8 protein-coding genes are annotated in these 12,382 nt (G+C 34.3%); all 8 read left to right on the top strand.

Going from position 1 to position 12,382, the window contains the following annotated elements; genetic code table 11:
* Positions 1–627 precede the first annotated feature (627 nt).
* The 8 genes from ACZ427_RS09100 to ACZ427_RS09065 all read left to right on the top strand — a co-directional run bounded on the left by ACZ427_RS09100 (position 628) and on the right by ACZ427_RS09065 (position 11,822).
* The gene (locus ACZ427_RS09100) at positions 628–966 is read left to right on the top strand and encodes a hypothetical protein (protein WP_461177698.1); all 339 of its coding nucleotides are present in this window, start codon (positions 628–630) and stop codon (positions 964–966) included.
* 100 nt (positions 967–1,066) lie between these two features.
* Complete coding sequence (locus tag ACZ427_RS09095; protein WP_461177699.1) at positions 1,067–1,420, top strand: hypothetical protein; 354 nt, start codon at positions 1,067–1,069, stop codon at positions 1,418–1,420.
* 71 nt (positions 1,421–1,491) lie between these two features.
* A complete protein-coding gene (rlmH, locus tag ACZ427_RS09090; protein WP_461177700.1) occupies positions 1,492–1,971 on the top strand; it encodes a 23S rRNA (pseudouridine(1915)-N(3))-methyltransferase RlmH in 480 nt (159 codons plus the stop codon).
* A gap of 11 nt (positions 1,972–1,982) precedes the next feature.
* Complete coding sequence (locus ACZ427_RS09085; protein ID WP_461177701.1) at positions 1,983–2,435, top strand: serine integrase family protein; 453 nt, start codon at positions 1,983–1,985, stop codon at positions 2,433–2,435.
* Positions 2,436–2,551: 116 nt separating this feature from the next.
* On the top strand, positions 2,552–3,379 hold the full coding sequence (locus ACZ427_RS09080) for a Hachiman antiphage defense system protein HamA (RefSeq protein ID WP_464883562.1): 828 nt from the start codon (positions 2,552–2,554) through the stop codon (positions 3,377–3,379).
* Positions 3,369–6,503: a DEAD/DEAH box helicase gene (locus ACZ427_RS09075; RefSeq protein ID WP_461177703.1), complete on the top strand. Its 3,135-nt coding sequence runs from the start codon at positions 3,369–3,371 to the stop codon at positions 6,501–6,503. The genes ACZ427_RS09080 and ACZ427_RS09075 overlap by 11 nt, the downstream gene beginning before the upstream one ends.
* A gap of 303 nt (positions 6,504–6,806) precedes the next feature.
* Positions 6,807–7,031 (top strand): site-specific integrase, encoded by a 225-nt coding sequence (locus tag ACZ427_RS09070; RefSeq protein WP_461177704.1) that lies wholly within the window; start codon positions 6,807–6,809, stop codon positions 7,029–7,031.
* A 123-nt stretch (positions 7,032–7,154) separates the two neighbouring features.
* Positions 7,155–11,822, top strand: a complete 4,668-nt coding sequence (locus ACZ427_RS09065) for a DEAD/DEAH box helicase (RefSeq protein ID WP_461177705.1) — start codon at positions 7,155–7,157, stop codon at positions 11,820–11,822.
* Positions 11,823–12,382: the final 560 nt, after the last annotated feature.

The raw sequence follows: 12,382 nt of genomic DNA, 5'->3' as shown, positions 1-12,382 counted from the left end.
TGAATGGACGCAAACTGACTCTTTTAAGAGATTCGTAGCATCTCGCTCGATCTACATGAAGTTGTATGATGAAAAAATACAAAGGTTGCCCATTTATAAGGTATTCATACAAGGAGGATAATCCATCCAAATGCAAGTTGAAGATAGAAGTATCAATCCCAGCATTTTTAATAGGATTTAATGTAAATGAACTCCAAGATGGGGATATTGATATATTTTTTAAAAGTAATGCGAAAATATATTTCCGTTAAATTAAAGATTGATATCTCAAGAATTCCCCAATCGATACGTGAGTGGCTGAAAAGGTGCATGTTTGTAAAAATTTTAATGTCGGCAATCTGAAGCAGAATTACTTAAAAGCGATGTCGAGTTGCACTATAGCAAAATATAAAAAAGCGGTATTATTGCTCCAAAGGAAGTGATAAAGTTGAGTCAGTTGAATGGAAATCTACAAAAAGGAAAGAGAAGCTATATGACAAGAAGGCAGAGGTAGGACAGCAGAAAACATATCCTGGAAAATCACGTCATCAAAAGAAAGTTAAAGGAATACTTAGGTATGAAGTTGAACTTTCCGATAACGAAATACGTCAAATAAATTCCAATAGAAAAGCAGTGAATATCCTAAGAATGGATATAGCATCTCATATATTACAAAAGGGGTTAGATCGTAATGGGTTAAACAGTGGCGTGAAATATACTTCACTTCAACAAATAATTGATGCAATAAACAGGGAACCAATTCAACTTAGAAGTAAATCAGCATTAATAGCATTTGCAATAGAGCTGTTAGTCAATGGGGAAGATGACTGTCGAGCCAAATATGCTCCATCGACTTTAAGGAGACGAAAAAGAATGTTACACAAGATATTGGGGGTAAATGCGTTGTTAATTGGTGATAAGGTTTTGCCACCATTACAGGTGATAACAAAACAGAAAAAGACTGCCTCTGTTCCAACAAAACAATAGACAGTCATGAAAAATTAATTGTGTAAATTGATTGTAGCATTAAAAACATTGGTCTTCAATATAGTGAATTGCTACATAATACTTAAGAGGAGAGACTGAAATGAGTATCATAGTAGAAATTACGGATACTTTTCCGTCACATGATATACTAGCATTGGGTCGAGTTAAGCTCCATTCACTTGTGATAGTATCTGGAGTGATGTTAAAAATTGATGATTTATCAGAGAAGTATTTTATTGAATTCCCTTCTACGGATGATGAAGAAAGGATAATAGAGCTGTGTGATGATGTCCTTAAGGAGATGGTATTTGATTCGATGGTGTCCAAGTATGAAGAGTACGTCAAGCTAATGTGTCAGAAGGATGTCACTGATGATAAACCGTACATTTATCGGTTGGAAAATGATCGCATTGGGCGCAGATCCAGAAATAATCAACAACCATGTTTCGTATGAATAATCCATTAGTACAATGCATTACTAGCTGCATTGTACTAATGAGTATTTAAAGATAGAGGTGATTTCACTTGCAAATTCAAATCGTGAGTGTCGGTAAAATCAAAGAAAAGTACATAAGGATGGGAATTGCAGAGTTTGAAAAAAGATTACGTCCTTATTGTAAACTAACGATGGATGAAGTGAATGATGAACAAGCACCAGAGCAAATGAGTGAGAAAGAGTTACTCCAAGTAAAACAAAAGGAAGGCGAACGTATTCTAAGTAAAATAAAATTCAACCAATATGTCATTGTTTTAAATATTAAAGGAGCAAATTGGTCATCAGAACAATTAGCAAAAGAAATGGATAAGCTTAGTATCCACGGCAAGAGTCAATTATCTTTTGTTATCGGAGGTTCAAATGGATTAAGTGACGAAGTATTACAACGTGCAGATCAAAAGCTATCGTTCTCCAAAATGACATTTCCGCATCAATTAATGAAGATGATCCTGCTAGAACAAATATACCGATCTTTCAAAATACAAAAAAATGAGCCATATCATAAGTAATTGTATAAAGGTTGGAATGGCCCAGGTTTGCAGATTCCTGCCGTTGCGGTCGTCGCTTTGGCCGAAACAAAAAGGAAATAAAAGAAGAATGGGAAGCACTTATTAAAGAAGAAATTGATATTGTCGTCTTAAATATGGCAATTCTTGATACAAGAAAATATAAAGAGCTTGAAGGAGTTGGGCAGTTAGTTTCCAATTTAGTGCTAACACTGCTTTCATGGATGGTTGACGAAGAAAGAGAACGTACAAGGACTGCACAGCAAGAAGGTATCGAGATAGCCAAACAACAAGGTAAATTTCGCGGTGGTAAGAAGAAATATCATGCTGGTGCTACAGGGAAGGATAAAGTGATTTATGATAAAGTGGTACAGTTGTTATGTGAACAAAAAAGTGTAATGGACATTCATCGTGAAGTTGGAATATCAAGAAATACTATATATGATATAAAGAGGAGTATCGTTTAGATGCAAAAGTCGATATGAAATACAGGCTTTGTTTTATAAAAAATCAAATCATAGCCTGGTTATTTGGTGAAATATAATTAAATTATTCAAGTTATAGAAATATATTTAATAGGGGAATGGAAAACATGATATCAACTATGCAGGAACATGTTAGATGGTTTGTAAATACAGGGACTTTTATTTCAACCTCTGAAAGTAAAAAAATAGAAGTATTGGAATTCAAACACGAAAATGATGAAGAAACTCTATCATCTTGGGCAAAACACTTTCGACAACACTATTGTTTAGATGAAGAAATTGATTTTTTCAGGAATGGCTATGGTTACACCAAAGCTGAATATCTAAATAAAATTAAATTTCCTGATTCTTCTCCTCCAGGTCCAAGCATCCGATCTGGTGATTTTAGTGAGATATTAGTTGCTGATTACCTTGAATTCGTACTTAACTATTGGATACCTCGCACTCGCTATGGGTCAAAAACTGTTAGTAATGAATCAACAAAGGGTAGCGATATCCTAGCCTTTAAAATTATTAAAGACGGAGAAGATACACCCGAAGATACATTAGCAATCATTGAAGCGAAGGCACAGTTCTCTGGAAAAAAAGCTAAACCGACACTTCAAAAAGCAGTTGATGATTCAGTTAAGGATCTGACCAGAAAAGCTGAATCTCTCAATGCAATTAAGCAACAATTATTTTATAAAAACAAACTTCGAGAAGCCAATAGTATAGACAGGTTTCAAAATCCTATTGATCGTCCTTATAATGAAATTTCGGGAGCTGCAGCTTTATTCTCTTCAACCTTATATGATCCTGCGGTGATTTCTAATACTTTTACTAACAATCATCCCAATAAGGATAATCTGAAATTAATAGTGATTCACGGTGAAGATATGATGAATCTTGTTCATGAATTGTATAGGAGGGCAGCAGATGAAGCCTGAGAAACAATCTAAACAACTATTAGGTGCTACTCGATCAAAAGCAAAGATGAATGAATACGGTGTCAGTGAAGAATATCATATTAAACTTACTAGAGACCCATCAATGCTTTTTTCATTAACAATAGGGTTGTTAGGCGATTTATCTGCTCATTTAAATTCAGATAATGTAGATGAACAGTATGTTAAGGAATTGCGTGATAAGCTACTATTTTCTGCACATTTTTTTGATGCATATTTACAAACAAATCTTCGAACAGATTTAGATACATACGTTTTATTGTTGGGATCAGCTTCTTATTATCTATGCGATTTACCCGGAAGCTCCTCAGTTTTAGTAAACCGTGTTAATAAAGAGGATCTTAACTTAGGATGTTCTAATTTAGATGTTTTATTGGTTTGGCTTCTTAGTGGGGATTTTTCATCTGATTTAGAGATGGATGAAGGGACTTATAAAAGTGAAATACAAGAAATTTCACTGTTAGTAAGCAATTTTTATGATTCCGGTTCTAAAGAGCAGGATATATATGAAGTTATATCTCGTCTAAGGAATAAAACTTACCAGTTTGGTACATCAAGAGAATTACTTTTTTCCGATGTAATTAGCGCAGTGGTAAGAAAAAGAATAGAAAATTCTACTTGGAAATCTTTACCGGGTTATTCTGGTCTTACTTCTGAGACTTGGGAAAATATTTTAAGGAATAAGAATTTCATACAAGAATTCTGGCCTGCCCAACATTTACTAGGAAGAAATGGAGTTTTTAGAGGGGAATCTGCTGTAGTTCAATTACCAACTAGTGCAGGAAAGACTAAGGCGACAGAAGTAATAATTAGGAGTGCCTTTTTATCAAAAAGAACCACTTTAGCTGTAATTGTAGCCCCCTTTAAATCTTTATGCCATGAAATTAGTGAAAGCCTAAATAGATCTTTCGAGAATGACTCTATTAATATTGATGAACTGACTGATATACTTCAAATCGATTTCGAACTTGAATCAATACTTAGGGAAAAAGTAATTCTTGTTGTTACTCCAGAAAAACTTATTTACATGCTTCGTCATTCTACAGAATTGGCGGAAAAAATAGGGCTATTAATTTATGATGAAGGTCATCAGTTTGATAGCGGAACACGTGGAATTAACTACGAATTACTACTAACATCATTAAAAGGGATGGTCTCAGAAAGAGTACAAAAGGTGTTAATATCAGCGGTAATAAGCAATGCGGAAGTTGTAGGCTCTTGGCTTAATGGAGAGGAGAGCAGAGTGGTTTCAGGTATTAATCTGTCCCCCACTTATCGTACCGTAGCATTAGCAAGTTGGTTAGATCGCCTTGGAAGGCTTGAATTTGTAAATAAACAAAATCCTGATGAAAATGAATTTTATGTACCAAGAATAATTGAACAGCAAAAACTACAATTAAAGGGTAGGGAAAAAAAAGAAAGATTTTTTCCTGAAAAAAATGACAGTAATACCATTTCTTCATTTTTAGGATTAAAGCTTGTTTCGAATGGAAGTGTGGCCATATTTTGTGGCAAGAAGAATAGTGTATCAAGTATTTGTACCAAAATTATTGATGCTTATGATCGTGGATTATCCTTAAAAACGCCTTATGTTTTTTCGGAAAGTAACGAAATACAGAAACTTCATTTTCTATATAGATGCCATCTTGGTGCAGAGCAACCTGAAACTAAAAGTGCGGGGTTAGGGATATTAACACATCACGGGAATATACCTTCTGGTATTCGTTTAGCTGTTGAGCATTCTATGAAAAAAGGTATGGCTAAATTTGTAATATGTACATCAACGTTAGCGCAAGGAGTTAATCTTCCAATTAAATATCTTATCGTAACAAGCATTTATCAAGGAATTGATAGAATGAAGGTTCGTGATTTTCATAATTTAATTGGTCGTGTTGGTCGGTCGGGTATACATACAGAAGGAAGTATTATTTTTGCAGATCCAAGTGTTTATGATAAACGTAGCAGTGTAAAACATAGATGGCGCTGGCAACAAGTGAAAGAATTATTAGACCCAGATAACTCAGAACCTGTTGGAAGTTCGCTGTTAAAAATATTTGAACCACTATATAGTGATAGTAAACAATATGAATATGAAATTGATTACATGAAGTTTTTTAAAGCTTACATAGAGGATCCTGATAAGTTTTTTAAGGGCATAGAAAAAATTGCAACATTATATGCAAAAGAGGGGTTTACAACGGATGGACTTAATAGACAAATTTCTACTAAAATAGATGCAATCTCATCTATTGAAAGTTATTTGATGGCTAATTGGGGAGGTATCACTTCAGAAATAGATGAAATTAAAATAGATACCCTTGCCAAAGAAACATTAGCTTATTCTTTGGCTAATGAACAGTTGAAGGAACAAATTGTCACTCTTTTTAAATTACTCGCCAGGAATATCTCTGAAAAAGTTCCCCGGAATTCAAAAATTAAATTGTTTGGAAAGATGCTGTATGGAGTAGAATCTGCTTTGATAATTGAAGATTGGACTACAAGGCATTTAGAAGAAATAAAGAATTGCGAGACTATTGAGGAGTTATTAAAAGTTCTATGGCCACTCTTTTCTGAGAATATTAATAATAGCGTATTTAATAAATGCGAAAGACCAGAGGTCCTAAAAGATATAGCCTTGGGATGGATTAGTGGAAAATCATATGAGGAATTACTTAATATCTTTAAGGAAAAGAATATTAGAATAGTTACTAAAAAACAGAGAAGAGAGGTTAAGATAGACCATGTTGTAGAAATTTGCGAAAACGCATTTTCATATGAAGGTATGCTTCTTGTTGGAGCAGTAGTAGAGTTAGCTGAAACTCTAATAGATATACAAGATGATGAAAATATTTTTGACAACCTTAAGATATTGCAAAAGCGTTTAAAGTATGGTCTGCCTAATTTATTAAGTATAATGGTTTATGAATTAGGTTTCGCCGATAGAGTTATTTCTTTAAGTTTAAGTTCAGTTTTAAAAGTCTCAGGAGTACCAAAAAGCAAAAGAAAATTAAAAAAAATGATTAAAAACAAGGAAAAGGAAATTCGCGAGAATATCTCACCTTATCCATCATACTTTACCCTTGTTTTAAACAATATCTTGAATTAAAAAGAAATCTGTGTTTTTAGGTCTATAACCCACCTTAGATAGTTAGAACTCTGAAAAAGTTCTAATATCCTTAATCATGGAAAGTATGTCTCTAAAATAAGACGCCATTGTTCATGAAATATGAATGTAGCTATTGTTGCTTTTGAAAAAAGTCTGGTCATTTTCCACCTTCTTCAGTCGCGCCCTTTTTGTAAGGAATTTAGATATGATCACATTTTATTGCTGATATGACAGCATTTCCCTCTTTTTTTATTTTTAAATGTTATAATGTCATTAATTAATACGTACAAAAGAGGTTGTGTTATGCTTGAACAAACCAAAATGTATCACGTGGAGCCACTACGAAGTGCAGAAGAAATCGAAGAAATGAAACTGGCCATTAAACGAGGCAATAAAGGCACATCTAAACGGCCGGAAATGGCAGCGCGTGATGTGCTGATTTTTTTGATCGGAATAAATACCGGGCTGCGGGTGAACGATCTGGTCCGGAGTTGTATTTTTAAAAAAGATAGTTCTGTAGATTGGTGATATGATAAATAAGGCAAGATTTTGGATCAGAGTATTTAAAAGAAGTGGTTTGTTAAATAATGTTGGTTGATTAATGGTAAATATAATTTCTGAAATATTAATTATAGAGGAAAGGTGACAAAAATGGAGAAAAGCAGCTACAAAAGTTTTGTTTCATTGATTAAAGAAATAGATGATAAACAACGCGAACAAAGAGATAGAGGCACGTTATTTGAATTATTAGTTATTACATATTTAGAAAATGAACCGATGTATAAACGTCTTTTTGATCAAATATGGATGCTGAGTGATGTTCCTGCAGAATATCATATTCCAAAGAAAGATACAGGGGTAGATTTAGTTGCTAGGAAACGTGAAACAGGTGAATTAGTTGCCGTACAGTGTAAATATTATTCAAAAGATACCGTCATAAGGAAAGAGCATATCGACTCCTTCTTAAACGAAGTAGGAAAAAGTTATTACGCAGAAGGACTTATCGTAACCACTACCGATAAATGGAGTGATAACGCGGATAAGTCCCTAAATTCTCGTGATAAATCCATCATGCGTATTTCTCTATCAGAGCTGCAAGAAAGTCGGATCAATTGGTCTGCGTACAGTTTTAATCACCCAAAAGAGGTAGCATTAAAAGACAAGAAAACACCAAGACCGCATCAGCAGCCAGCTATTGAAGCTGTCGTAAATGGGTTTCAAGATGCAGACCGGGGCAAACTGATAATGGCGCCTGGAACCGGAAAAACCTTTACATCTATGGCTATAGCAGAAGAAATGGCTAAAGAAAAAGAAGGCACATTCAAAGTTTTGTATATAGTTCCAAGTATTCAATTGCTTTCTCAATCCTTACGTAGCTGGAACGCAGACACGGATTACAATATGGATTCAATCGCTGTATGTTCCGACCGTAAGGTAACCAAAGAAAGAATTGGAACTGAAATTGAAGATATAGCAACTGCCGATATTGGTTATCCTGCAACAACAAATGCTGATAAATTATTGGAATACCAACATACGATTGAACAACAAAATACTTCGGCAGAATTTATAGCTGTCTTTTCGACCTACCAATCGATTGATGTCATTATTGAAGCACAAAAAAATGGTTTTTATGATTTCGATTTAATTATATGTGATGAAGCACACCGAACAACCGGTACAACAGAATTAAACCAGGAAGCTTCAGCTTTTACAAAAGTGCATAGTAATAATAATGTTCAAGCTTTTAAGCGTCTTTATCAAACAGCAACACCACGTGTTTATGGAGAAGACGCCAAGAAAAAGGCAGAAGAAAAGTCTGTAATTATTGCGGATATGAATGATCCTGACACATATGGATCTGAGTTTTATCGGATTGGGTTTGGAGATGCGATTCGCAGAGAGATACTAACTGATTATAAAGTAATGGTTTTGGCGGTTGAAGAAGATGTGATTGCTCGACGATTTCAAGATATGTTAGCTGATAACAAGTCAGGATTAGCTTTTGATGATGTGACTAAAATTATTGGATGCTGGAACGGATTGGTTAAGAGGAATGGAACTACTAATGAAACATTAGGAGATCCGATGAAAAGGGCAATTGCTTTTACGGGAACAATCAAGGATTCCAAAAAAATCACAGAAATGTTTTCACAAGTAGTGGAAGAGTATCTGTATGAAAGTGCAGACTACTCTAATCCATTTTCGATTGATATTGAACATGCGGACGGTTCTATGAATGCGATTGAAAAAAATGAAAAAATTAATTGGTTGAAAAGTGAGGTTCCAGACAATACATGTCGGGTACTTTCCAATGCACGCTTTTTAACAGAGGGTGTTGATGTTCCAGATTTAGACGCTATTATGTTTTTAAAGCCAAGAAAATCTAAAATTGATATAGCACAAGCTGTTGGTAGAGTGATGCGTAAAGCAGAAGGAAAAGATTATGGTTATATTATTCTTCCAATAGGTGTGCCTTCAGGATCGGAAGCCCACTCCATACTTGATAACAATGAAAAATATCAAGTTGTTTGGGAAATTTTAAACGCGTTACGCTCTATTGATGAACGATTTGATGCAACCATCAATAAGTTGGACTTGAACAAAAACAAACCAACTCAGATACAAGTTATTGGAATTGGTGATGCACCTGAAGATTTAGATAGTACGGCGGGAACTGAACAATTAGAATTAGATTTATCTGAGGAAAAATTATCCGAATTGGAACGTGCTATATACGGAAAAATCGTTCAAAAAGTGGGGAATGTGAAGTATTGGGAGCAATGGTCCGAAGATGTTGCGGAGATAGCCCGAAAGCATATTATGCGGATCAATGTTATGCTGGAGGATAAAAGTAGTGCTACATATCAAGAATTTCAAAAGTTTATGAAAAGCATCCGTCACAATATTAATGATTCCATTACGGAACAACAGGCCATTGAAATGTTATCGCAGCACTTAATAACGAAGCCGGTCTTTGAAGCCTTATTTGAATCTTATAGCTTTGTGAATAATAATCCTGTCTCTCATTCAATGGAGGCTATTTTAGATGTGTTAGATAAACGGGGATTATTAAGAGGACAAGAAAAACTAGAAGATTTTTATGAAAGTGTGCGTGTACGGGCAGAAGGCATCGACAACCTGGAAGCAAAACAAAAAATCATTATTCAGCTTTATGACAAATTCTTTAAAGTTGGTTTTAAAGAAACAACAGATCGGCTAGGAATTGTGTTCACTCCTGTTGAAGTGGTTGATTTTATCATTCAATCTGCTGAGTATGTCTTAAAGAGGCATTTTGGAAAATCAATTGGGGATAAAGGTGTTCATATTTTAGATCCGTTTACAGGGACAGGGACATTTATTGTTCGCCTCTTACAAAGTGGCTTAGTTCCAAAAGAAGATTTATTACGAAAATATACTCAAGAGCTTCATGCGAATGAAATTGTATTATTAAGTTATTATATTGCTACTATTAATATTGAAGAGACATTTCATGCCATGCATAAGGGAGATTATACCTCATTTGAAGGAATGGTATTAACAGACACATTTGATACAACTGAAAAAGAAAATAGCTTTGATGACGTTTTATTTGATGAAAACAATGCTCGTTTGGAAAAACAGCAAAAAGAATCGATTTTTGCAATCATTGGAAATCCACCATATTCAGTAGGACAAACAAGTGCAAATGATAATAATCAGAATGTAGAGTATCCTAAGTTAAAAAAGGCAATTGATAAAACATATGGAAGGTTTAGTAAAGCTAACCTTAAAAAATCATTATACGATACCTATATTCAGGCATATCGTTGGGCAAGTGACCGTATAGGAGAACGAGGTGTTATTGGATTTGTTTCGAATGCCTCTTTCATCGATAGTCAAAGTACTGATGGATTACGTAAGTCCTGGCATGAGGAATTTAATCATATTTATATTTTTAATTTACGTGGAGATGCTCGTTCATCTGGAGTGATAAGACAGAAAGAAGCAGGAAATGTTTTCGGTGAAGGTACAAGAACACCGATTGTTATTACTGTATTAGTAAAAGATGGAACAAATCAGCATGAAATCCATTATCATGATATAGGTGATTATTTAACACGAGATGAAAAACTTAAAGTCATTGAAAAATTTAAATCAATCCAAGGGATTAAGTGGTCTTCTATTACTCCAGATGATAACAATGATTGGATAAATCAACGAGATCAAGATTATACAAGTTATCCATCGATGGAAGGTGGCTATTTTTACACTAGAGCAGTAGGGGTCAGTACGAATCGCGATGTTTGGGTCTATGGTTTTAATAAAGAAAAGGTAAAAGAAAATACTTTTAATATAGTGCAAAATTATAATCATGAAGTAGAGCGTTTAAGCCCTATTACTGAAAAGAAGGAGAAGTTGGCTGCTAGACGATTAGATGATGCTTATATAAAATGGACAGCTAAGTTAAGCAATCGTTTTGTCAATAATGAAAAGTTACAAGTAGATGCAGATAAAATTAAATTGAGTATGTATCGACCTTTTGTGAAAAAGTGGTTGTTTTATGATGAGCGAATCATTGAACGTCCAGGACAATACAAAGATATTATGGGTGAAGATACCAGAGTAATTTATATCACAGGAAAAAGCGCAAGTAGAGATTTCTCCGCAATAGTTTTAGATAATATTCCCAATTTACACTTACAAGATTCGGGCCAAGGCTTTACTAATCATGTTATTGAAAAAGATGGGCTATTTACTGGAAAGTCAACAAACATTAACGATGAGATGAAGAAGAGTTTGAAATTATCAGATAATGATGTATTTGCTTATGTGTATGCTGTTTTACACTCACCCGAATATAAAGAGAAATATAAAAACGATTTGAAGAAGGGTTTTCCACATATCCCCATCTTGAAAAACAAGGAGCAATTTGTTCGAATTGGTAATGAACTAATTAATCTACACTTAAACTATGAGGCAGAAGCCCCCTATCCTTCAGTAGATGTTGAATACGCAACTTCTTCACCTTCCTATTTCGTGAAGAAGATGCGTTTTCCAAAGAGAAATGAGAAGGGGACGATTATTGTAAACTCAGATATATCTATAAAGAATGTGCCTTCTAAGGCATACAAATATATCGTGAATGGGAAATCAGCAATCGAATGGGTTATGGAACAGTATCAGGTAAAAGAAGACAAGAAATCAGGTCTAGTTGATAATCCAAATGAATATTCAGATGATGAGAAGTATATTTTTAAGTTGTTACTTTCGATTATAAACGTATCTGTTCAAACAGTTGATCTCGTTAATAGTTTACCGCCCTTAGAAATTGAATAATGAAAAAGAGTTGGTTCCAATAAATTCAGAACCAACTCTTTTTCATAAACAAACAGTGCCATAACCGAATAGTATTAGCACTATTTTCATGAGTCTGTTTATTCAATTCAAGCTACAGAAGTACTATTTCATTTAACGCCGGTAGGATGTTAGAATAAAATTTTCGCTTCTAACTATTGATAACCCATCTTATCATTACATAGAAAGAAAAGGAAATTGTTTTTTCTTAGTAAGGTGACATTCAGTGACGTACGTCTGAAATTAAGGTACGGGCCGAAAGGAAATAAAACGGGCTTAACTGGTTTCCGGTACCAGGGGCTGGGGATTCGAATACTCCCAGATTCTTGGAGCTATTTTTTAGAAGAAGATGTTTCCTCTATTTACACGAATTTTACACAGGGTGTTTTATTGATACTGATATATCAGCGATAAAAGCTATATTTGACCCCGACCACCAGTATTTAGGCTTAACATAAATCTTTTTGGTGACAAAATTGGAGACTTACCATGCGAAATAAATTAAAATAGTTGGAATACAATCCAAAAATCAACTTATTAAA

This window comes from Virgibacillus ainsalahensis, assembly GCF_055380755.1.
The sequence above is the reverse complement of the archived record's forward strand: the minus strand, read 5'-3'. Positions and strand labels throughout refer to the sequence as shown.

Bases quoted from the DNA above. Each gene is read 5' to 3' on its own strand.
- ACZ427_RS09100 (WP_461177698.1), top strand. From the start codon at position 628: ATGGATATAGCATCTCATATATTACAAAAGGGGTTAGATCGTAATGGG.
- ACZ427_RS09095 (WP_461177699.1), top strand. From the start codon at position 1,067: ATGAGTATCATAGTAGAAATTACGGATACTTTTCCGTCACATGATATA.
- ACZ427_RS09080 (WP_464883562.1), top strand. From the start codon at position 2,552: ATGGAAAACATGATATCAACTATGCAGGAACATGTTAGATGGTTTGTA.
- ACZ427_RS09075 (WP_461177703.1), top strand. From the start codon at position 3,369: ATGAAGCCTGAGAAACAATCTAAACAACTATTAGGTGCTACTCGATCA.
- ACZ427_RS09070 (WP_461177704.1), top strand. From the start codon at position 6,807: ATGCTTGAACAAACCAAAATGTATCACGTGGAGCCACTACGAAGTGCA.
- ACZ427_RS09065 (WP_461177705.1), top strand. From the start codon at position 7,155: ATGGAGAAAAGCAGCTACAAAAGTTTTGTTTCATTGATTAAAGAAATA.